This is a genomic window from Cyclonatronum proteinivorum (genome assembly GCF_003353065.1).
Lineage (GTDB): Bacteria > Bacteroidota > Rhodothermia > Balneolales > Cyclonatronaceae > Cyclonatronum > Cyclonatronum proteinivorum.
Map to the genome: position 1 here is coordinate 3,103,653 of NZ_CP027806.1, position 24,076 is coordinate 3,127,728.

The 24,076-nt window shown below is 52.6% G+C and carries 15 protein-coding genes; 7 read left to right on the plus strand and 8 right to left on the minus strand.

Annotation, left to right across the window (positions count from 1 at the left end):
- Positions 1-153 precede the first annotated feature (153 nt).
- From CYPRO_RS11780 to CYPRO_RS11795, 4 genes are all read left to right on the plus strand, one after another.
- Positions 154-822 carry a heme exporter protein CcmB gene (locus CYPRO_RS11780; protein WP_114984800.1) on the plus strand — a complete coding sequence of 223 codons (669 nt, stop codon included), beginning with the start codon at positions 154-156 and terminating at the stop codon, positions 820-822.
- Complete coding sequence (locus CYPRO_RS11785) at positions 806-2,035, plus strand: DNA polymerase III subunit (protein ID WP_114984801.1); 1,230 nt, start codon at positions 806-808, stop codon at positions 2,033-2,035. Before CYPRO_RS11780 ends, CYPRO_RS11785 begins: the two co-directional genes overlap by 17 nt.
- A 97-nt stretch (positions 2,036-2,132) precedes the next feature.
- Positions 2,133-2,969 (plus strand): diaminopimelate epimerase, encoded by an 837-nt coding sequence (gene dapF / locus CYPRO_RS11790; protein WP_240644745.1) that lies wholly within the window; start codon positions 2,133-2,135, stop codon positions 2,967-2,969.
- Positions 2,970-3,004: 35 nt separating this feature from the next.
- On the plus strand, positions 3,005-4,273 hold the full coding sequence (locus tag CYPRO_RS11795) for a type IX secretion system plug protein (protein WP_124245603.1): 1,269 nt from the start codon (positions 3,005-3,007) through the stop codon (positions 4,271-4,273).
- Between the two features lie 651 nt (positions 4,274-4,924).
- On the opposite strand, the gene CYPRO_RS11800 is transcribed toward CYPRO_RS11795, so the two are convergent.
- From CYPRO_RS11800 to CYPRO_RS11820, 5 genes are all read right to left on the minus strand, one after another.
- A complete protein-coding gene (locus tag CYPRO_RS11800) occupies positions 4,925-6,997 on the minus strand; it encodes an alpha-ketoacid dehydrogenase subunit alpha/beta (protein ID WP_114984803.1) in 2,073 nt (690 codons plus the stop codon).
- A 280-nt stretch (positions 6,998-7,277) separates the two neighbouring features.
- Positions 7,278-8,396 (minus strand): GNAT family N-acetyltransferase, encoded by a 1,119-nt coding sequence (locus tag CYPRO_RS11805; RefSeq protein WP_114984804.1) that lies wholly within the window; start codon positions 8,394-8,396, stop codon positions 7,278-7,280.
- A gap of 78 nt (positions 8,397-8,474) precedes the next feature.
- Positions 8,475-9,722, minus strand: a complete 1,248-nt coding sequence (locus CYPRO_RS11810; protein ID WP_114984805.1) for an aminotransferase class I/II-fold pyridoxal phosphate-dependent enzyme — start codon at positions 9,720-9,722, stop codon at positions 8,475-8,477.
- Positions 9,723-9,882: 160 nt separating this feature from the next.
- The gene (locus tag CYPRO_RS11815) at positions 9,883-11,001 is read right to left on the minus strand and encodes a glycosyltransferase family 4 protein (protein WP_240644746.1); all 1,119 of its coding nucleotides are present in this window, start codon (positions 10,999-11,001) and stop codon (positions 9,883-9,885) included.
- Positions 11,002-11,143: 142 nt separating this feature from the next.
- Positions 11,144-12,289, minus strand: coding sequence for a glycosyltransferase family 4 protein (locus CYPRO_RS11820; protein ID WP_114984806.1), 1,146 nt, complete (start codon positions 12,287-12,289; stop codon positions 11,144-11,146).
- A gap of 206 nt (positions 12,290-12,495) precedes the next feature.
- Between CYPRO_RS11820 and CYPRO_RS11825 the strand changes: the two genes are divergently transcribed.
- The 3 genes from CYPRO_RS11825 to mutY all read left to right on the plus strand — a co-directional run bounded on the left by CYPRO_RS11825 (position 12,496) and on the right by mutY (position 19,796).
- The gene (locus CYPRO_RS11825; RefSeq protein ID WP_114984807.1) at positions 12,496-13,467 is read left to right on the plus strand and encodes an NAD-dependent epimerase/dehydratase family protein; all 972 of its coding nucleotides are present in this window, start codon (positions 12,496-12,498) and stop codon (positions 13,465-13,467) included.
- A 187-nt stretch (positions 13,468-13,654) separates the two neighbouring features.
- A complete protein-coding gene (locus tag CYPRO_RS11830) occupies positions 13,655-15,220 on the plus strand; it encodes an Ig domain-containing protein (protein ID WP_114984808.1) in 1,566 nt (521 codons plus the stop codon).
- 3,475 nt (positions 15,221-18,695) lie between these two features.
- Positions 18,696-19,796 (plus strand): A/G-specific adenine glycosylase, encoded by a 1,101-nt coding sequence (gene mutY / locus CYPRO_RS11835; protein WP_114984809.1) that lies wholly within the window; start codon positions 18,696-18,698, stop codon positions 19,794-19,796.
- A 162-nt stretch (positions 19,797-19,958) separates the two neighbouring features.
- On the opposite strand, the gene CYPRO_RS11840 is transcribed toward mutY, so the two are convergent.
- From CYPRO_RS11840 to CYPRO_RS11850, 3 genes are all read right to left on the minus strand, one after another.
- The gene (locus CYPRO_RS11840) at positions 19,959-20,567 is read right to left on the minus strand and encodes a TetR/AcrR family transcriptional regulator (protein WP_114984810.1); all 609 of its coding nucleotides are present in this window, start codon (positions 20,565-20,567) and stop codon (positions 19,959-19,961) included.
- A gap of 968 nt (positions 20,568-21,535) precedes the next feature.
- The gene (locus tag CYPRO_RS11845; RefSeq protein ID WP_114984811.1) at positions 21,536-22,735 is read right to left on the minus strand and encodes a DegT/DnrJ/EryC1/StrS family aminotransferase; all 1,200 of its coding nucleotides are present in this window, start codon (positions 22,733-22,735) and stop codon (positions 21,536-21,538) included.
- A gap of 302 nt (positions 22,736-23,037) precedes the next feature.
- Positions 23,038-23,850: an ElyC/SanA/YdcF family protein gene (locus CYPRO_RS11850; protein WP_114984812.1), complete on the minus strand. Its 813-nt coding sequence runs from the start codon at positions 23,848-23,850 to the stop codon at positions 23,038-23,040.
- Positions 23,851-24,076 lie beyond the last annotated feature (226 nt).

A 24,076-nucleotide genomic window follows, 5' to 3' on the forward strand; every position in this document is an offset into this window, starting at 1 on the left:
TTTGAGCGGATACACACCTTAAACAAAAGATGAATCCGCAGGGCTTCAGGCGGGTCAGGAAGTAGGGGTACATAGCTTTGCTGCTGCGCCGCGGGCACGCCTCCAAAGGAACTACCGGTCGATTATTGTGCGCAATCTTCGTACTTTGGCCGAATGCAGATGTTTAAAAGTGCCCTCGCTATTTTCCGGAAAGACCTGCAGCTTGAGCTGCGCACGCGCTACGCCTTTAATACCGTGCTCACGTTCGTGGCGGCGGCAACCATGGTCATGTTTTTTTCCCTGAACACCAGCCTGCTCACGGCTGATCTGTACAGCGGGCTCCTTTGGATTATCATCCTCTTTGCCGCCCTTTCCAGTCTTGCGCGCTCCTTTGTGATGGAGACCGATCAGCAAACCTTTGACCTGCTCCGGCTGAACACCCCCGGTCTTCCGGTTTATACCGGCAAGCTGCTGTTTAACTTCAGCTTCACCTACACGGTTTCCCTGCTTACCGCCCTGCTTTTTGCCATACTTACCGGCAGTTTTGAAACCGACCTCCTCCCCTTCATGCTGCTGCTCCTGCTGGGCTCTCTCGGTTTTTCCAGCGTTGCCACCCTCATGGCTTCCCTTGTTTCCCGCTCTGTGCAAAAAGGCGCTATATTTTCAGTACTTTGCCTGCCGCTGCTGCTGCCCCTGATTGTACTACTCAGCGACGCAACCCGCGAACTCCTCGGCGGGGCACCTTTCACCGGCATTGCAGAACAAACTGCGGCGCTCGTCGGGTACTGCGGCGTCACCATCACCCTTTCCATTATGCTTTTTGATTATGTCTGGACCGACTGAACTTCCCTATGCCGGCACGGCCATCTCACCCGGTAACCGCAGGCTTGTAGGCAACGAACAGGCGCGCGATCAGGTGAAACGCATTATCAGCTCCGGCCGGCTCAGCCATGCCTATCTCATCAGCGGGCCGCAGGGCGTCGGTAAAAAAGCCCTGGCCCTTACCCTTGCCGAACTCATCAACGGCATTGACAACCTGACCGACCTGCAAGGGTTGGCTTTTTCCAAAAAAAGCCGCTGGAGCAACCATCCGGATATCGGCATTTTCATCCCGCTTCCGGGCAGCGATCCTGATATTTCCATGCTGAGCGAACGGACGCAGCTGCTGGCCAAAGATCCGTACGAAGTCGTCGATTTCACCCTGCGTCCCAGCGTGAAAGACGATTCTGATCAGACCAACAAAAATGCCTTCTACTCCATCAGCTATTTCAAGGAAACCGTTCTCAGAAGTGCGTATCGTAAGCCCAATGAAGGCAACCGGAATATCATCATCATCAGTGAAGTAGAAAAAATGCGGAAGGAAGCTTCCAACACCTTCCTCAAGCTGCTGGAAGAACCGCCGCCGGGGGTTGTGTTCATCCTCACTTCCAACAATGTGAATGCGCTGCTGCCCACCATCATTTCGCGCTGTCAGCACATCCAAATGGCACCCCTGAAGCCGGATGAAGTTGCACAGGGCCTTCAGCAATTTGATAAGGTCCCCGAAAACGACGCCCGCTTTCTGTCCCGCATTACCAACGGCAACTACGCTTCTGCCCGCTTTTACGACACCGAACAGCTTCGCGCAATGCGCAACGAAATCATCACCTACCTGCGGGCCTGCTACACCCTCGATCCTGCCGAGCTGATTGATATTGCGGGTCGCTGGCAGAAGGAAAATAACCGCGAAGGCATGGCCAACATCCTGAATTTGATGGAAGTTCTGGTTCGCGACCTCGAAGTGTACCGCTCTACCGGAGAAGAGCGCTTCCTGGTAAATGCCGATCAGATCAAGGTGATTCACAATTTCTGCAAGGCGCTCAAAAATGCCCGGCTCGACGAAATGCAGCTGATGTTTGAAGAGTTTCGCAACATGCTCGGGGTGAACGTTACGGGCCGCTATATTTTTATAGTGCTGGCCTTCCGGCTCTCGCGCCTCATGCGGGGTAAGGACCCGGAAATCCCGGAAAGTAAACCCTGGCTCCATATTCCGGCCTACAAGCATTTGGCGACCTAACCGCTGAAAAGCTGCTTTGGAAAACGGGCTGAAACCGACCTGAATCCCTGTAACTGCAACCCCATCCCCTTTCAACCGGTACCCAATTCTTTTTTGCGTGACAATTAAATCTATTGCTTTTACAAAAATGCACGGTGCGGGCAACGATTTTGTGGTTTTCGACAACCGCACCTACGGCTTTCTTCTCGATGAAATCATCGCACTCACTCCCCGGCTGTGTCACCGCCGGTTTGGCGTCGGGGCCGACGGCGTTCTGGTGCTCGAACCTTCCGAACGGGCCGACTACCGCATGGTTTACCGCAACGCCGACGGCAGCGACGCCGGCATGTGCGGCAACGGGGCCCGCTGTCTCGCCCGCTTCGCTGTCCGCTCAGGCTTTCCGGAAAAAGTCAGCTTCATGGTGCACGGGAGCCGCTACGAAGCGGAAGTTACGGCGCAGGGCGTCACGGTTGCTTTTCCGGTTGAGCCCAAGCCGTCTGCCCCCCTCTCCCTGCTCGGACGCGAAGCGGTAGCCATCAACTCCGGCACCGAACATGTCGTGACATGGGTTGAATCAGAAACCCTGCAGGATGAACCCGCACTGCGCGATCAGGGCCGGGAAATCCGGAACAAGCTGGAGCTGTTCCCCACAGGCACGAACGTCAACTTCGCCTGCACTGCCCGTGAATCCAATCAAATCTACCTCAAAACCTACGAACGCGGCGTAGAAGACCTCACCCTCGCCTGCGGCACCGGTGCCCTTGCAACGGCCGTAGCCCATCATCATAAAACCAAACCGGAAGAATCCGGCGCCTTTACCTACGAGATTCTGTGCAGCGGCGGCACCCTCAAAACCAGCTTCGAATATGATCCCGGTGAACAGCGCTACCGTACCCTGCGGCTGAGCGGTCCCGCGCTCTTCACCTTCGACGGCACCTACTTCCTCGATATTTGAAGGCAAGCCGCGCGCCATATCGCACCTTTGCTTTCATGCTGCTCCTGACTTGCGTGTTCAGTGCATGCAGCGTTATCCCCCGTGACAGCTATGATCCCGAAGACGGATCCCCCAATGCACGGCTGACCAACACCAAAGCGGTCAAGCCCCAACTGCCCCCGGACAGCCGTATCCGCAGTGTTGAGCTGTTCAGGGACCGTCCCGGAAACCCGCCCGTTCTCGTACTGGGTTCTGAACGGCAGCTCACCCTGCGTTTCGATGAACTTGCCGAAGCCGGTAACAGCTTCCTCATCCGTGTGCAGCACTACAATGCCGACTGGACCGAAAGCCGGCTGCCCTCAGGCGTTGTAAGCCGCGGCTTCAGCGATGATACCATCAGCGGCGGCACTCCGTCTGTCGGGCAGTTTCCGTCTTTTTTCAGCTACAGCTACACCTTCCCGAACCGCAATCTCAATGTGCAGATCAGCGGCAACTTCATGCTTGAAGTGTACGACTATGTGAGCCGTGACCTTTTGTTTTCGCTGCCGTTTTTTGTTACCGAAGACCGCGGCAGCCTGCGGGCCGAAGTCTCCGAACACTTCCGCGACTCGCGTTTCCCGAACCATCAGATCTATACCGAGTATCAGTTTCCGGATTTTGTAAGCATGCCGCTGATCGACATTGACGTGTATGTCGTACAGAATCAGTTCTGGGGCCGGAGCCGGAAAACAACGGAGCGCGATGTCTCTGCACCGGGCCTGATCCGGCTGCACCTCAACCGCGATGACAGCTTCCCCGGCCGTTACGAATTCAGGCCCTTGTTAATCGACGACATCTTCAGCATTTCACGGGATGTGATTGAAGTGCGGCCCGAACGCGATCCCCCGCTGATCCGGCTGCAGTTCGATGTTGTTGACCTCGACATAAGCCCCCGCATTACGCGCGCACGTTCCTACAGCTTCGGCGAGCCCCGCACCGGACGTAATGCCCGCTATACCGAAGTTGAATTCAACCTTGAACGCCCGCGCTTTCTGAGTCCGGAAGAAGATATTTTTGTCCTCGGCTCATTCACCAACTGGAACCTGAGCGAAGAACAGCGCATGGTTTATGACCCGGCATCCGACGCATTCTCAACCCGGGTTCTCATCAAAGAAGGCCGCTACGACTACACCTACGCCGTCATAGAAAACAACCGCCTCGACGACCTCCGGCTCTCGTCCTTCTTCGCGCAAACAAGTCAGGATTATCAGATACTTGTTTACTTCCGCGATCAGCAACAGCAATTCGACCGCCTGTTGCAATTCGGGACTATTCGCAGCCGGTAGGGTGATACTATCGGAAGCCCTCCGTGACTATGAGCACGTACTACTACAGTGTCGCTCTGGCAGAGACGCAAAATCTTGCGTCTATACTCTTGGTTCCGAAATCAAAAAAACGGATCACCTTGAACAGCGTGAAATGACAACACCGCAATCATGGTCACAACCTTAAGACCTGCCCCGACAGCCAATCGAAGCCTTACGGCGTCATCCCGGAAACGCCCACCCAGGTACTTGATAACTATAATCATAGCTCACCGGCGTTATCCGGGATCTACCAGCTTTGATCTGTGTCGGTGCCGATAGCAGGCTTCCCAATGATATCTGACATTATTCCGAACAAGCATCCCAAACCCGCTATCACACTGTGACAGCGCCAGCTTGGCAGATCCCGAATAATGCTGCACATCATCTGGTGGTGCTTAAAAAATGCCAAAACACAGCATTTCAGTGATAGCACACACTGGGGGGGGCAGGATGAATATGGAAAACCATCAGCCACTCAGCTACTCGCCGCCCGCGGTCTGTCCCGCTCATTAACCTACGCATGATCACGCTGCTGCATCACAAAAAAATACCCCGGCTGTCGAAAACAACCAGGGCATTTTTTATAGATTCGGACCGCTGAACTGCGAAAACAGGGCGGGTAACATTACGTCAGTAATTAATCAAACGCTCGATGGCTTCGGTTACATCGTTGTCGTTGGGAAGGATGTAATCTTCGTAGGGCGCTGCGAATCCGATAGGGGCGAATTTAGCTGCTACGCGCGCGATGGGCGCATCGAGGTGATCAAAACAAGCATCCGCAATTTGGGCTGATATTTCTGCGCCGAAACCAAGGAACTCGTAATCTTCGTGCAGCACGAGAATGCGGTTTGTTTTTCTGAGAGAGTTGTGAACGGTTTCCGCATCGTAGGGCACGATGGTACGCAGGTCGATGACTTCAATGCTGATGTCTTTTTTAGCGTACGCTTTGGCTGCATTCAGCGCTTTCTGAACGAGTGCGCCGTAGGTTACAATAGTTAGGTCACTGCCTTCGCGAACGACAGAAGCTTTTCCAATAGGCACAAGGTAGTCCTTGCCGGGTTCCGGACGACGGGCAAAGCCCTGGCGATACAGGAATTTATGCTCGAGATAAATGACCGGATCTTCACCCCTAATGGCTGTTTTAAGCAGGCCTTTGGCATCTGCGGCATTCGAAGGCATCACAATTTTATAGCCGGGAATGTGGCCGAAAGTAGCTTCAATGTTCTGACTGTGACAGAGTCCGCCGTGAATGTAGCCGCCGCAGGGTACGCGGATGACCATGGGGTTGGCGAACTGATTATTCGAACGGTAGCGCAGCACCGACACCTGATTGCGGAGCATCTGCATGGCAGGCCAGATGTAGTCGGCAAACTGAATTTCCGGCACCGGCTTAAAACCTTTGATACTAAGTCCGCAGGCAGTTCCGATAATGGAAGCTTCCGCAATGGGAGCGTTGTAGCAGCGGCTGTTGCCGAATGCATCGGTAAGACCGCGGGTAGCCGTGAACACGCCGCCTTTACCGCCGGCTACGTCTTCCCCGAAAACAATAACCCGTTCATCGCGCTCCATTTCCTCATAAAGGGCATGATTGATCGCATCAACCATCACAATCGGCTCTCCGGATGGCTCCTCATTTTCGTAGTCGAGCTGGGTTTCGCCTTCAAACAGTACATGCTTCACCCCGTCTTCGGGTTTCGGATCTTCCTGACTCATGCACCATTTGGTGTCGTCATCCACCTGTTTTTTGACTTCATCAAAAAGGGCATCGATTTCTTCCTGTGTTGCAATTTTAGCTTTCACCATTTGCCGGGCCAGCTTGGTGATGGGGTCGTGCACTTTGTCCGCTTCGAGATCTTCTGTAGTACGGTATTTACGGTGATCGTCAGAAGAAGAGTGCGGGAGCAGACGTACAACGTGCGCGTGAACCAGGGCGGGTCCTTTGCCGCTTCGGGCGTGCGTTACGGCTTTTTCCATTGCAGCAAAGGACTGCAGATAATCCGTACCATCACACTCAATAATTTCCAGATTGGCAAATCCCTGCACTGTTTTGGAAATCGACTTGTTGCTTGTCTGTTCCTGAACCGGCACGGAAATGGCGTACTTGTTATCCTGTACCACAATTACGGCAGGTACCTTGTCGCGGGTTGCCCAGTTCAGCAGTTCGAAGAAAGAACCTTCGGAAGTACCTCCATCCCCTGTTGAGATATATACAACTTCATCATCTCCCAAAAACTTAATACCCTGCGCAATACCCAGACCGGGCAGAAATTGGGCACCCAACGCGCTGTTAACTGACACAATGTTCAGCTCTTTGCTGTTGAAGTGTGACGGCATCTGACGCCCGGCGCTCGTATCCGTGACCTTGGAAAGGTGTGCGGAGAGCAGTTCCCTTGCGGTCATACCCATCGTAAGGGCGTAGGACATATCCCGGTAGTAGAGCATCCCCCAGTCTTTTCGGGGAATCATGTTTTTTCCGGCTGCAACCTGAATGGCTTCATGCCCCGAACCGCCGATGTGGAAGAAGCCCCGTCCCTGTTTCAAAAGCGTCAGCATCTTATCATCAAGACGACGTGACAGCATCATTGTCCGCAATGAGTCTGTCAGGTGATCTTTGGAAAACTTCTTGATTGAAGCAGATCTGATTTTGAAAGCAGAGTCTGCGGGCACCAGCTGTGTGGTACCGTTTAGGGTTTCAACACTCATGAAATTAATGGTTTATGACAAGTTAACGGATCTGAATTCAATTCAATTAAAATACGGTTTTCGGGATTGTTATTCCACAGAACGGAAAGGTTTTTACAGGCTTGCAATGCCCTTTATTACACAGAAAACCGCTTCCAAGATGGATTTAAAAGGTCAGCAGCTTAATAAATACCTAAAACGGTATCCGGTCCTGAACGCTGCGTCTTTCGCAACTAAGCTAAACTTTCTTCAGCCGGATAACACTTACACCGCCCTGCTTCATTCTCAAAAAAGGCCACTATCAGATGTTGCGGCGGTAGATACGATAGGTTTTTTCACGCCAGCCGCCGATTTTCTCGGCTACCCGAATCATGTCGGTATTGGTTTCCAGCAGCCAGCTCAGTTCTGAGGCGTTATAGCCCTTAGCCAGTCCTTTAACAATAGCTTCCCGGTGCAGCAGGGCGTCTATGCCTTTGCCCCTGTATTCGGGAATGACCCCCATAAGCGCAGTTCGGATACGGTTAATTTTTCTCCGGTACCACAGCAGCTTAAAAATGCCGAAGGGCAGCAACCGCCCGTTGCGGATGTGCCGGAATGCCTGATTCATGTCCGGCAGGGCGACGGAAAATCCAACAGCTTTGCCCTTAATTTCGGCAATGTGCGCAATATCCTTATCAATAATCAGCTTGAGGTCTTTCGCAATATGGTCAAACTCTTCTTCGCTTACCGGGCTAAAGCCCCAGTTGTCTTTCCAGGCCTGATTAAAAATATCGCGAATGATACGGACTTCGTTTCCGAAATCTGACAGGTTCACAGGTCGTATACTCAGGTCCGGCATACGCTTGCGCACGATGGCTTCCGCTCTGTTAATCCGGTCGAGTGCCACATTTTTTTCATCGACAACATAGGCGAACAGGTCAATTTCCTTTTCCATCCCGGCCTCGGTGAGCAGCTTGTCGTAATACTTTTTGGTCCACGGCATCATAACGTAAGGCTCCGTCTCATGTCCGTCAACCAGCATACCCAGCTCATACATGAAGCCGGGATTTATAGGACCAATCATTTTATTCATGCCCCGCTCCCTAAGCCAGTCTGTAGCTACTTCAACTAACAGTTTAACCAGATAGGGATCATTCTGACTTTCAAAAAAACCAAAGAAGCCGGTCTGCTGCTTTTGGAAAGTATTCCAGGACCGGTTGATAAAAACTGCAATACGGCCACATACCTGATCATTCTTTTCTGCCAGGAAGTAAGCGTGCGCTACATCTGCAAAATACGGGTTTTTATTCGCGTCGAGCAGATCCCGCTGCTGAATATAAAGAGGCGCAACCCAGTTTTCGTCGGTTGCATAATGATCATAAGGGAATTGTAAGAAAGCCTTCATTTGAGAAGGCTCTGACACATAGCTGATCCCGTACATCGGTCGGAATTAGGGGATGAATGAAAGAAAGGATACTTACTTACACTTATGTTGCTGCATTACGCCGGCCTGTCCTGCTCAGGCAGGTGCTTCTACCAAAGACTGACCGTTTTTATCAATAATGCCGTGTTTCACGCCGATGGTGTGAAAAGCTTCAAGAATGGCATCAAGCTGATCGTCGGTATGCGTAGCGCTGTAGCTTGTCCGAATCAGGGACTGACCCGCAGGCACAGCCGGTGGAACCACAGCATTGGCATACACGCCTGCTTCAAACAGGTCTTTCCAGAACTGAAAACAGCTCATCATATCGCCGATAACAACAGGAATAATGGGCGTACTGCTCGTCCAAACATTGAATCCGAGTTTACTGAGACCTTTCCGCATGTAGTTTGAAATATACTCCAGCCTTTCCAGGCGCCAGGGCTCCGTTTGCAAAATTTCAAGGGCTTTGAGCACTGTTGCGGCATTGGCCGGTGGCATGGACGCACTGAAGATGTGAGCCGGAGAATTGTGACGGATATACTCAATTACCGGACGATCCCCAACCAAAAAGCCACCCAGAGAAGCAAAGGATTTCGAAAAGGTGCCGCTGATCAGGTCAACATCATCATTCAGTCCGAAAACCGAGGCAGAACCGCGTCCGCCTTCACCAATGACGCCAATAGCATGGGCATCATCAAGATATAGCCGGGCACCATATTCCTTGGCAATTTTAACAAGTTCCGGCACATTGGCGAGCTGTCCCGACATGGAAAAGACGCCGTCACTAACAATGATTTTGCCGGCTTCAGGATTGGACCGATCCAGCATTTTGCGCAGCTGATCCATATCATTATGCGCAAAGCGATAGGTTTTGGCGTTCGACACGAGGGTACCGACAACAATGCAGGCATGGTTGTCTTTATCGGAAAAAATTTCGTCGTTGCGCTGTGCGATGGTTTGAATGGCACCTTCATTGGTCTGATAGCCGGTGGAAAACAACACGCAGGATTCTTTCTGCATGTACTTAGCAAGCTTTTCTTCCAGCTCAAGGTGTAAATCAAGTGTCCCATTCAGATAGCGTGAACCCGTACAACCTGTACCATATCGCGTAATGGCGCCTTGTGCCGCTTCTATCAGCCGTTCATCATTGGTCAGGCCCAAATAATTATTCGAGCCTGCCATAATAACTTTGCGTCCTTCAATAACAACAACAGTCCCGTCTGTTTCGGTAAGCGGCTTGAAATAAGGGTATAGGCCCAGGGCTTTGACTTCGTCTGCCTTGGTAAAATTGAAAGCTTTTGAAAAAATATCTGCTTTTTTCTTGGCCGTATGGGTTTCACTCATACTTTGGAAATTATAATCTGAATAATAAATCAACTCGTAATATAGGCACTTCCTGCCATTGTTCAAACCACACCAAAACGGCCCTAAAAGGCTGAATTGACGCATTTATCATGGTTTTGGCTGAAGCTCAATTATAAAGCGTGAACACTGTTAAGAGCGTTCACTTTTTATAGACGAATTTCGTGAGGTAAAGGATATAAGCTTTTGAAACTGCTTCCCAGCTAAAGCGGCTTTTCACATGGTTGCGGGATTTACGGGACAAGGCATCAAGCTCATTTTCCAGCACCCGGTCGATGGTTGCAGCAAAATCTTTTGCGTCGTTTTCTGCAATCCTGTAGCCATTTACACCCTGCTCAATAACGTCCCGAATGCCTTCAATATCGCTTGCAACCGCAGGGGTGCACCGGATATTGGCTTCAAGGAGCACAACACCAAAGCCTTCCATATCACCCGGCACGCGGATATTGGGCATGATGAACAGGTCTGCGGCGGAATACGCAATTTTAAGCACATCATCTTCCTGCCGTCCGTTAAAGAAAACCTTGTGCTGCTGACCGGTTTCCTGTATGGCCTGCCGGATGCCGGCTGCTTCTGCCCCATCCCCGATGATGATATACAGCACATCAGATTTCACCTGAGGCAGGATTTCACGAATAAACCAGGCATGCCCTTTTCGGCGTATGAGGCGCCCGACCGTCAGGAGCACTTTACGGGAACCCAGCTTCAGGCCGAGTGCCTGCTCCAGCTGCTTCCGGGCCAGCGGCTTGTCAACAGCTTCGGGCAAATCCCTGATATCAAAGCCGTTCGGAAGTACCTGCGATTTCTCGGGAGCCAGTCCGCGGCTGAGACACTCATCCCGCGTTGCCTGACTCACGGAAATGACGCCGTCCAGACCGATGAAAACCTTCTTCAGAAGCCACTGATAAATACCCACGGAAAGCGTCACGTCGTGCCCGTGCGAAATGCTGATCATAGGAATGGAAATCCGTCGCCGCAAAAAATGCCCCAGTGTGCCGGTAACCATGGATGAAAACAGGATGAGATCGGGCTGCATTTTTTTCACTTTTCGGGGCAGTCCGATGTAGAGGGAAAGCAAGAAGAAAAAGGTTTTTACGCCAATGAAGCGCCAGCCCGTTTCCATAGTTATTTCCTCGAGCTCGATCTCAGGGTTGAGCGACAACTCGCTGGTCAGCTGTAAACTCACACGCTGCATGCCGCCTATGTTTTTCAGCACGGCGTCTTTGGGCGGATGTAAATGTGAGATATAGAGGATTTTCAATGCAATTCAGAATTTGAAGCCGCAGGCAGTTAAGGACCGAAAGCCCGCGCTCAGGACGTAGTACGCTATTTTTAAGATTACGATAATAGTGAGCACAGCGGGATTATGAAAATGCCGGCACACATTTTTTGGAAGCGGTCATTTATGCTTTCATCCGGTGTTCCGCCACAACATGCTGATAGCTCAGGATGAGGCTCTCCATCACGTGCTGCCAGTCAAAGCTGAGGGCTCGCGTGCGTGCCTGCTGTGCCATGCGCTGACGCAGCGCGTTATCCTGACTCAGCCGTAAAATAGCCCAGGAAAACGACTGTACATCCGCTACCGGCAGCACGTAACCGGTTTCTTCATTAACGACCAGCGATTTGCTGCCCACCGCATTGGCCACAAGCGCCGGCACCCCGCTGCTCATGGCTTCCAGGGTTACATTTCCGAAAGTCTCAGTGTCGGAAGGGAACACAAAAATATCCGAGCTCGCATAAAGGACAGCCAGTTCTTCCCCAAAAGCAAAACCGGTAAATACGGCTTCGGGCAGCTCGGCTTCCATCTGCGCGCGGGCCGGACCATCGCCGCCGACCAGCACACGGATTTTGGGATCCAGCTGCTGCGCGCGATTTACGGCGTCGATAAACGTGCGCGGATCTTTTTCCCACACCAGGCGCGAGATGTAGCTCACAACTACATCATCCGGTGCAAAACCACATTGTTGCCGGAAAGCCTGACTGCGCTTTTCAGGGGAAAAAATCCCGGTTTCAACCCCGCGCGTCCACAAGCCTACTTTATCCGCGGGGAGACCATTGCGGGTGAGATACGCATTCATAGATTCCGAAGGGGAAACCACGAGGTCGCACCGCTCATAAAACCAGCGCAGGTATTTCCACAGCACGCCCTCAAGGGCTTCAAGTCCGTAATAGCGCAGATAGCTGCTGAAGTGCGTATGATAAGACGACAGTACGGGGATGTTGTGACGCAGCGCAAAACGAAGCGCTGCAAGTCCCAGAAAATCGGGCGTTGCAATGTGGATGAGATCGGGTTTGAAGGCTTCAATATCATGCCGGTGAACCTCCGGCAGAAACAGCGAGACCCGATACTCCGGACGTCCCGGGGCCGGCACCGAAGGCACTTCCACAAAAGTACCCGCCGGCTCAATAGCTCGCGGACGAATATCCGGACCAAAAACACGCACATCGAACCCGCGCTCCTCCGTCAGGTAGCGCACAAGCCGGTTCAGCGTGAGCGAAACCCCGTCTTTTATATGGACATAGTTGCCCGTAAATAATGCAATTTTCATGAATAAGCATACTTGGTTTGGCGTCCGCTTTCAGGGGACAAGCCGTGATGAACAGCAAAAAACAGGGATTCCGGCCCGCTGCCGCTTCCTTCCCCCTCAAACCCGGATCCGGGTACCGCTGCTTCGGCCCTTCAATAAATCAGGGCTGAAGCGGCATTTTTTCGTAAATTTCATATCCTTCAAAAATACACAGTTTTCACTTCTTTATGAAAGTATTCATCACCGGTGCCACCGGCTTCATTGGTTCACACCTCGCCGACGCCCTGCTTGAAGACCCCAAAAACGAAGTCCGCTGCCTCGTCCGCTCCGATCTCAAATGGCTGCGCGAGAAAGGCGTGATCCCCGTAAAAGGCGACCTGCACGACCTGCCCGCGCTGCAGAAGGGCCTCGAAGGCGCCGACGTCGTCTTTCACCTCGCCGCCCACGTCAAAGCCCCCAAGCCGGAAATCTTCTACCGCACCAATGTGGAAGCGACCGAAAACATCATCCGCATGGCCCAAAAAGCGGGCGTACCCAAAATGGTCGTGCTCTCCTCCCTTGCTGCTGCCGGACCCAGCTTCCAGCATCCTGTCTCCGAAAGCGACCCCATGCTGCCGGTCAGTATGTACGGGCAGTCCAAAAAGGAAATGGAAGAAATGATCCATCGCGTTGCCGCCCCCGGCGATTCCATCACCATTCTGCGACCGCCGGCGGTGTACGGTCCGCGGGAAGAAAACATCCTCTCCTTTTTCAAAATTGCCAGCCGCGGCATCTGCCCCATCGTAGGCAGCGGCGCAACCAACCGCATCTCAATGGTACACGTCGCGGATGTGGTGCAGGGACTGCTCCTCGCGTGGGATCAGACCGAACCCGGCGTACACACCTACTTTGTCTCGGGGCCGGAAGTGTACACCTGGAACGAGATCAAAGACGCGACCGCGCGCGCCCTCAATAAACGCCTGATCACCCTGCCGCTGCCGCCCAAAGTCGTGAGCCTCGTTGGCGCCTTCAGCGAAACCGCCGGCTCCCTTGTGGGCACGTACCCCATCATGAACCGCGACAAAGCCCGGGAAATGACCCTGCAGTGGACCTGTTCCATCGATAAAATAAAGCGCGAACTCGGCTTCAAACCCGAATACGATATTCGTGAAGGCCTGGCGCACACCATCACATGGTACCGCAGACACCGCTGGCTCTGAGCAAACCGCATATTTTTTTCTTTCGGGGGGATGACACCCTTGTCCTTTCCTTTCCCGCTTTTTTCCGGAACATCTCCGACCAGCAATGCTGACGCGCCGCCTGCGTTGGAACCGCATCAGCGCAACCTGCCGAAACATCAGCCTCACCCTAACCACAGCCTCCAAGACTTTTACGCACAACTCCTGAATGCTACGATCTGCCCCCTCTTTCAGTCCGCTTTTCTTCCTGATTCTCTTTGTGCTGCTCCTCAGCGAGCCCGAAAGTGTCCACGCCCAAACCGAACAGGTGCTGGTCCGCGACCTGACCACCCTCATGGAAATCCCCGGCCTGCAGTCCGTCACCGCCTCCGAAACGCACCTCTACGCACTGTCTTCTGAAGATGGCCTCATCGTGTTTCGCGTACATGCCGATTCCCTGCAGTGGCTCTACAGCTCGCAGGGCATGCAGCGCCGCGGCAATCAGCTCAGCGCGGATGTCCGTTTTGCCTACCTCACCGGCTCCAACAGCCGCCTCACCATCGTGGAACCCACCTCCGTGCTCGGCGTGTATTCCTCCACAACCCTGCCGGCCGCACCAGTCAGCATGGCACGTGTCGGCGACTTCCTTTTTATGGGGCTGGAAACCCCCGGCCTGTTCCGCCTCTCCCTCGCTACGCCGGAAGCCGTAGATGAAAGCCCCGAACAGCTCGCCATGCAGCAAACCGGCCGCAACCGCGTATCCGCCGTGCGCGCCTTCGAAAACACCCTGCTCGTGCTCACCGCCAACAACAGCCTGCATCAGTTCCGGGTGCAGGAAGACGGCGCGCTGCAGCATCAGCACAGTTTCCGCTTCTCACCGGCCCTCAGCAACCTCTTCGTAGCCGACGGACGCCCCGTGCTCACCGGCGCCGAAGGCAGCGTGTACAGCCTCAGCCCGGACGGCGAGCTGAACACCCTCTTCCGGATCGACGGCGCCGTCGATGACCTGCAGTTCTGGCAGGGCCGCTACCTCATCCGCTCCCGCACCGGTCAGCTCTGGCAAGCCCGCGAAGGCGGACAGGCGCAGCTCATCCGCCGCGACACCGAGCCCGGCAACCACATGGCGCAGACCAAAAGTCAGCTCTGGCTCACCGAATTCAATCAGCTTGGCCGCATGACGCTCGAAGAACGCCCCGTCGTAGAAATCCGCCAAAGCCCGCGCACGGACCGGAACGGAACCCTCCGACTCAGCCCCATCCCCGATCAGGTGACCCACTTTCCCCGGCCCGTGCTCCTGCCCCTCACCTTTGAACAAGCCGTCGAGCCAGCCGATGTCCGATTTCAGCTGCAAACCAGCGCGGCCGGCGCAAGCATACGCGATCAGGGCTTCTTCTGGCAGCCTGCTTCCCGCGATGTAGGGCGTCAGCAATTCACCATCATCGCCAGCACGCCCGACGGGCAAACCGACCGCATCAGTTTCGAAATCGACGTACGACCCTTCAACACGCCCCCGCGCTTCAATCAGGTGCGCCCCATCTCCATCCCCGTAGGCGAATCCTTCAGCCTGCCCCTGCGCGCCACCGACCCCGACGGCCCCGACACCGGCCTGATCCGCTACCTCGCCGCCGACCTCCCCGACGGCGCCGTCCTCGACGAACGCACCGGCCTCATCACTTGGACCCCTACCCGCCGTCAGGAAGGACAACACCGCTTCCAGGTCATCGCCACCGACCAATTCGGCGCCGCCACCCAAATGAACGTCACCATAAACGTACTACAGCTCACACGGGAGTAAAAGTTTTTTGAGTTCAGAATTCAGAGTTCAGAATTCAAAGTTTGAAGAAAATTCAGCCTTAAGTAACAGATCACCATCACCTGTTTTCTGACCTCTGACCTCTGACCTCTGACCTCTGTCTTCTGTCTTCGGTCTTCGGTCTTCGGTCTTCGGTCAACGGTCTCCCTATGTTCACGCAACCTTCGCAACGCATACCCGCCCCTCCCGGGCCTGAGCCAGGCAACCGTATCATTTCAGGGCTTTTTATTTTTTGGGGAAAACTCCGAGAGCATCAATGCCTCCGTGAAAGATTGTAAGCCCCCAAATCGGAGATGGGCCCCTTGCTTTTTTAATTCCGCAGCACACCCAAACCGGCAGCCCCAAAGCACCCATAATTCCACCGGCAACGCGGGTGCGACCCCATTCGGGGTCGTGTATATCGGGGGCGTCATTCGGTGCTATAAACATGCAATCCCTTCGGGATTGGTACGGAGTCGAGCCTGCGCGAACGAGCATTCCGCAACGATTTTACGACCTCAACATTCATCAAACACCGAAGCCGCACAACCCACCAATCCACCAGCAACGCGGGTGCGACCCCATCCGGGGTCGTGTATATGGGGGTCGGCTTTGATGCTATAAACATGCCATCCCTTCGGGATTGGTTCCGGGTCGGACGGATTGAAAGGTTTAAATACGAAACCCGTTACAGAACCAGCTATAAATTTCGCAGCCGAGCTAAGTGCATGGTATTCAATTGAATACACTTATCTTAAGCCTCGATTTCAATAAACATAACCTTACGGGTTAGTTACAGCCCAAATGTCAAATTCGATTTGTAAGCCAATACAACATCCAAAGACGTCTCTGAAAGAGACACATATTTATAGAAAAGACACGTCCCCCCAAATAAACGACCCTGAAAGGGTCGAATTAACGCGTACGCGCATTCCGCAACGATTTTACGACATCACCATCCATCAAAAACCGAAACCGCACAACCCTCCAATCCACCAGCAACGCGGGTGCGACCCCATCCGGGGTCGTGTATATCGGGGGCGTCATTCGGTGCTATAAACATGCAATCCCTTCGGGATTGGTACGGGGTCGGACGAATTGACGGGATGATATACGAATCCCGTTACAGAACCGGCTTTAAAATTCGCAGCCAGATTAAATGCATGGCATTCAATTCGATACACGGTTATTAAAGCCCCGATAACGCAAGAACATAACCTTACCGGCTCAATTACAGCCCAAATATCAAATTCGATTTGTATGCCAATACAACATCCAAAGACGTCTCTGAAAGAGACACATGTTTATAGAAAAGACAAGTCCCCCCAAATAAACGACCCTGAAAGGGGTCGAACCCACGCGAACGAGCATTCCGCAACGATTTTACGACCTCAACATTCATCAAACACCGAAGCCGCACAACCCACCAATCCACCAGCAACGCGGGTGCGACCCCATCCGGGGTCGTGTATATGGGGGTCGGCTTTGATGCTATAAACATGCCATCCCTTCGGGATTGGTTCCGGGTCGGACGGATTGAAAGGTTTAAATACGAAACCCGTTACAGAACCAGCTATAAATTTCGCAGCCGAGCTAAGTGCATGGTATTCAATTGAATACACTTATCTTAAGCCTCGATTTCAATAAACATAACCTTACGGGTTAGTTACAGCCCAAATGTCAAATTCGATTTGTAAGCCAATACAACATCCAAAGACGTCTCTGAAAGAGACACATATTTATAGAAAAGACACGTCCCCCCAAATAAACGACCCTGAAAGGGTCGAATTAACGCGTACGCGCATTCCGCAACGATTTTACGACATCACCATCCATCAAAAACCGAAACCGCACAACCCTCCAATCCACCAGCAACGCGGGTGCGACCCCATTCGGGGTCGTGTATATCGGGGGCGTCATTCGGTGCTATAAACATGCAATCCCTTCGGGATTGGTACGGGGTCGGACGAATTGACGGGATGATATACGAATCCCGTTACAGAACCGGCTTTAAAATTCGCAGCCAGATTAAATGCATGGCATTCAATTCGATACACGGTTATTAAAGCCCCGATAACGCAAAAACAAAACCTTACCGGCTCAACCACAGCCCAGATGTCAAATTCGATTTGCATGCCAATACAACATCCGAAGACGTCTCTGAAAGAGACACATGTTTATAGAAAAGACACGTCCCCCCCCAATAAACGACCCTGAAAGGGTTGAACCCACGCATCCGAGCATTCCGCAACGATTTTACGACATCACCATCCTTCAAACACCGAAGCCGCAAAACCCATGAATCCACCGGCAACGCGGGTGCGACCCCATTCGGGGTCGTCAATATCGGGGGCGTATTTCAGGGCTATAAACATGCAATCCCTTCGGGATTGGTACGGGGCCGAATCCGCGTGTACGCGCATTACGCAACGATTTTACGACCTCAACATCCATCAAACACCGAAAACGCAAAACCCAACAATCCACCGGCAACGCGGGTGCGACCCCATTCGGGGTCGTCAATATCGGGGGCGTATTTCAGGGCTATAAACATACAATCCCTTCGGGATTGGTGCGGGGTCGAACCCGCGCATACGCGCATTCCGCGGCGATTTTACGACATCATCATTCATCAAACACCGAAACCGAAAAACCCACGAATCCATCGGCAACGCGGGTGCGACCCCATCCGGGGTCGTGAATATCGGGGACGGAATTCGGTGCTATAAACATGCAATCCCTTCGGGATTGGTGCGGGGTCGGGCGGATTGACGAGGTGAGACACGAATCCCGTTACAAAACCGGCTTTAAAATTCGCAGCCAGATTAAATGCATGGCATTCAATTCGATACACGGTTATTAAAGCCCCGATAACGCAAGAACATAACCTTACCGGCTCAATTACAGCCCAAATATCAAATTCGATTTGTATGCCAATACAACATCCAAAGACGTCTCTGAAAGAGACACATGTTTATAGAAAAGACAAGTCCCCCCAAATAAACGACCCTGAAAGGGGTCGAACCCACGCGTACGCGCATTACGCAACGTTTTTACGACGTCAACATCCATCAAACACCGAAACCGCACAACCCACGATTTCACCGGCAACGCGGGTGCGACCCCATCCGGGGTCGTGAATATCGGTGCGGAATTCGGTGCTATAAACATGCCATCCCTTCGGGATTGGTACGGGGTCAAATCCACGCGTACGCGCATTCCGCAGCGTTTTTACGACATCACCATCCATCAAACACCGAAACCGCACAACCCAAGAATCCACCGGCAACGCGGGTGCGTTTTTTTGGCGTGGGGCGCACACGGTCTAATGTTCCTTCATACAACATTTTTTGGCTTCGGAATTTCTTGAAAGAATCTGCGGATAAGAAACGCGGAAGGCCTGGCGGGCCTTTATGGTTGCGCCTTGCTTGTCTTATCTTAAGCTTTCATTCCTAATCCTGATTTTTCACCCATTCGCATGATTTCTTCGCAATCGCAACAGAACGCACAACATTTCGCAGCCCCCCTTTTAAAGTGGTACGACGCCAACAAACGGGACATGCCGTGGCGGGATTGCGGGGATCCGTACCGGATTTGGGTCTCGGAAATCATGCTGCAGCAAACGCGGGTCGATCAGGCGACCCCCTACTACGAGCGCTTCATGGCGCGCTTCCCGTCCGTCGAAGCCCTCGCCCGGGCCGACCGGCACGACGTGCTGATGGCCTGGGAAGGCCTCGGCTACTACAGCCGTGCGCGTAACCTGCACGCCGCCGCCCAAACCGTGCTTGAGCAGCACGGCGGCGTTTTCCCCAAAACCTACGACGACATCCGCGCCCTGAAAGGCATTGGTCCCTACACCGCTGCCGCCGTAGCAAGCATCGCCTTTGGCCTCCCCTATGCCGTAATGGACGGCAACGTCATTCGCGTACTCAGCCGGTACGCCGGCATTCAGGATGATGTACGCCTGCCCGCAACCAAAAAACGTATTCAGGAGCTTGCGGATGAACTCCTCGACCGGCAGCGCCCCGGTGATTTTAATCAGGCCGTAATGGAACTCGGCGCTACGGTATGCACTCCAAAATCCCCGGATTGCAGCACCTGCCCGCTGCAGCAAAGCTGCAGCGCAACCCTCAGCGGAAAAACGGCGGAAATCCCCTACAAGTCCCCGAAACAAAAAATCCCGCACCACGAAATCGTGGTCGGGATTTGTAAAGACGAAAACGGCAATATCCTCATCGCACAGCGTCCGGATGACAAAATGCTGGGCGGACTGTGGGAATTTCCGGGCGGCAAAGTCGAAAAAGGCGAAACCCGCACCGGCGCACTCATCCGCGAATTAAAAGAAGAACTCGGCGTCGAAATCATACCGGAGGAGCACCTGATCGAAGTCAAGCACGCCTACACACATTTCAAAATCACCCTCAACGCCTGGATCTGCCGCATCAACCTGGGTCAGCCTGCCCCCAAACCCAAAGCCAGCAAACAGCTTCGGTGGATCAAAATTTCAGAACTGCACGGCTACCCTTTTCCTAAAGCAAACAGAAAGGTTACGGAGGCGTTGATGAAGATTGATGTTTAAATTCTATTGAAGCCTGTTTCAGGTATCAATCAGCATCCGCTGTTTTGCCCGACCAACAGTCAGGCTCACGCTGCTTCACAAAATGTTGACATAACGATTCCGCTTCCCCATCAAGGCTCTTTATTGTATATCCCTTAAAAGGTGCAAGGGTTGCGTTTTCGCCTATTTTAACTTTACCCCGGCCAGTACGCTGTGAATAATCGTTTCAACATAGGCCTGTTTATCGACCTTCGCATCAATTCGTCCTGAATTCATCAGGGAGATACCCCCATGCAGGGTAGAAAGGATAACGTTGGCAACCAGCCTTGAATCGTGCGGTTTAATCAGGCCCTGCGCCTGCCCCAATTCAAGCGTGTTTCGGATCAGGTCAATATTGCGCCGGGCCTTACGGTATTTATCTACCGGATAGCGCTGCATGTGCTTGGGATGCAGCTGAAACATGATTTCGTAATACTCCGGGTTTTCCATCCCGAATTTCACAAACTCCCGGCACAGGGCTTCGAGGACTTCAAACGGATTATTATTGGCCTGTACGACCGCATTGGAACTCAGGGCTTCATGGAGCAGGTCGAAGCCTTCCTCAATCAACGCATGCAGCAGGTCATCCTTATTCTTGAAATACAGGTAAATGCTTGTTGCGCTAAACCCGACGCTTGCTGCAATTTTTCGCATGGACATCCGGTCAAACCCCTCCTGCAACAGCATGCTGCGGCTCACCTTCAGAATATTTTTCCTTAAACTGTTGCCCTTCTCTTCACTTTCACGCTTCATAAAATATCAGCCCTGCAATCAAAATCGGTTATTTCGGCAATAATAAAGCCATAATGTAAGCTAAAATAGCTCATTTGTAAAGACATATAGCACCCGGCACCACAAAGGTTTTATGGACTAAAGCGCACGACACGAATTTTCGAAAATCTGAACGGGTGGGTTTCCGTTGAACAGTATGTCAGTATGTCAGTATGTCAGAGGGATATCGCTGGTATTAGCTACAGCACCCTTAGCGTCCTTTGCGTTAAAATACGGGGGTTATTATCAACTTCAGGGTTTGTATCAGCCTGCGTTTTTAAACACGAAGACCGCGAAGGCTTTCGCAAAAGTCACAAAGTTATTTAAAGGCACCTTTCCCTTTGCGTACTTCGCGTAACCCTTAGCGTCCTTTGCGTTCAAATACGGGGGGTATTATCAACTTCAGGGTTTGAACCAGCATGTTTTTCTAAACACGAGGGGCGCGAAGAACGCAACGTAATTTTGTTTGCAGCACAAATCTGATTCTATCCCCCCCCTCTCCCGAAACAGATATAAGAAAAGGGTTAACAATCGCCTTCGGGAGAGGGGCCAGGGCGTGGCGCGAAGTGAAGTACCTGTAAGTCAAACTTATATCAATTAGTATTAGCTTCCTTTCCCTTTGCGTAGTTCGCGTAACCCTTAGCGTCCTTTGCGTTAAAATACGGGGGTTATTATCAACTTCAGGGTTTGTATCAGCATGTTTTTCTAAACACTAAGAGCGCGAAGAAGGCGCGAAGAACACAACGTAATTTTGTTTGCAGCACAAATTTGATTCTACCGTCCCCCTCTCCCGAAACAGATGTAAGAAAGGGTTAACAATCGCCTTCGGGAGAGGGGCAAGGGGTGAGGGCCGTCTCGCACAAAAGCCCAAAAACATCTTCAGACTTCAACAAACCACAAACCACAAACCACAAACCACTAAACACCAGCCACTAGCCACTAACCCAAAATCAGCTCATCCGGAAATGAAACACCTCGTCCAGGACGGCTTCGATGCGGGCAAACTCAGCCATGCCGAGGTTGCTTCCGCTTGGCAGGCACAGACCGTGCTCGAAGAGCCAGTCGCTTACACCGTTGCCATAGTGTTTGCTTTCGCTGAATAATGGCTGCAGGTGCATGGGCTTCCAGAGCGGACGCGCCTCAATATTCCGGGCGTCGAGCGCAAGCCGGATGGTTTCCCGCGTAATGCCACCGGTTTCTTCGGGGTTCACGATAACGGTCGTAAGCCATCGGTTGCTGAAATAGCCTTCGGGCTCCCGCAGAAAATAAATGCCCGTTGCTGAGGTATTCTGAATGCAAACGGTTCCGTCCCGAAGTTCCGCATCGAGCCAGGTCTCGCCCAGCTTTTTGAAGTACCAGTCGTGATTGGCACGCCTTGCCTCAATGCGCTCAGGAAGTACCTGCATCTGCCCCCGTCCAATGGCCGCCACCACATTACTCATGCGGTAATTATAGCCCTGCTCGGAATGCTCATAATGGGGGGCTTCATCTCTTGCCTGTGTGGCCCAAAAGCGGGCTTTCTGAATCAGCTTTTCATCATCAGAAATGAGTGCACCGCCGCCGGAGGTCGTAATGATTTTATTGCCGTTAAAAGACAAGGCCGCCCCTTTACCAAAGGTACCGGTGTGTTTGCCGTTAATGTGCGACCCGAGGGATTCAGCAGCATCCTCAAATACAGGGATGCCGTATTTATCCGCAACCGCCATAATGGCCGGCATATTGGAGGGCATACCGTACAGATGAACCGGAATAATTGAAGCTACGCGCTTGCCCTGCGCCTGCTGGTCGATAATGGCTTCCTCCAGCTTAACCGGACACATATTCCAGGTCTCCAGCTCACTGTCAACAAAAACCGGCGTAGCACCCTGTAGTAATACGGAGTTTGCCGTAGCTACAAAGGTAAAGGACTGACATAGCACTACATCCCTCCGCTCAACCCCTAACAATCGCTGCCCTATATGAATGGCGGCGGAACCTGAGCCGAGTACGGAACAATGCCCCGCTCCGGTATAAGAGCGAAGATCCTGCTCAAAATCACCGATATGCGGACCTACAGGCGCAACCCAGTTGGTATCAAAGGCTTCCTGTACGAATTTTATTTCCTGTCCTCCCATATGCGGGGAGGATAACCAAATTTTGGGTTCTGACATCTGATAACGTTTGCTAAAACAGGGTGCTGTAGGCCAGCGTATGCAGGCACGGTTAGATAAGCCTTAGTTATAATTCGGACAATATAAGAGTTATTCACGTAGAAATTAATTCCAATACTGCAATTATTCGTGCCTTTTCTTTTTAGATTCATCCCGCACCCCGTGAAAGATTTTATGGACCGAAAAGTTTTCCGGTGAATGACAAGCGTAAGCCCTCTTTATTTTTGAAACCCGTGACAAGCTGCGGCATACCAGTATTCATCCTCCTAAAACAGCATAACACATGTGTCAGCCTCAGCTTTTCAGCAGCTCTGCCGACCCGTGATATAGCCCACATGCTCTTTGAGCGCGCGTTCCAGCAGGTCAATATTGCGGGATGAAGGCCTGAAGCGCCGCCACCAGCGGGACGGAGCTTCGGGGGATTTCCGGTTCAGGAAGGAAGCGGGAGCTGCTATCGGATTGCTGCCGGTTTGGGCAAACAGCATGACCGCCCTGCGCTGATGCAGGGCCGAGCTTGAAATCAGCACCGGTTGCCCCGCTCCGAAAGCCTGACGAAAAGCCTGCGCCTCTTCACAGGTGTTGCGCGGCGTATGCAATCGGCTGATGCGCTCATCCGGCACCCCAAGGGCTACCGCTGCCTGCGCAACCGCTTCAGCCTGCGTCATTTGTCCCTCAAATCCGCTTGCTGAGCTTACCAGCCGTACGGGGATTTCCCGGGCGTCAAACACGCGGTAGAGCCGCACGCCTTCAACCAACCGCTCAAGCACCGAAGCACTTAAGCGCGAAGTAGGGCTCAGCCTCGGATCTGTGGAATGCCCCGCACCCAGCACAATAATATAAAGGCTGTCGGCGCCGGAGTCCTGAAAAGCAGCTTTTACAGCCGCTATACCGTCTTCATCAATGACCGAATAGCGGTTCTCGAGACCGTCAGCCAGAAATTCAGGCAGCCAGGGGAGACCATAGAGCAGCAGCAGCGCGACAAAAAGCAAGACCGCCCGTCTCGCCCATTTCAGCTTCCCCATCACGACCATGACGCCCGTCAACACGAGCAGCAAAATCAGCTGCGTACCCGGCTGCAGCATGGCATACCCAAAACGCAAAACAGATTCAATCAAATGGAAAGAAATTTAGGGTATGTGGCTTATGGCAATTTGGAAAGCAGAAGCATGGTGTCAGGTATGCCCCTTTTCTTCACCATTAAACCAAAAGGTCATCCGAAGTGCTGTTTTGAGAAACGCAAAAAGAACCAAGGGTAATTGGAAAAAAATCTGAGTGTATGAAGCCCCATAAAACTATCGGGCCCTATGTGATGCTCAGGGGAAGTACAGAAGATGGCATTCC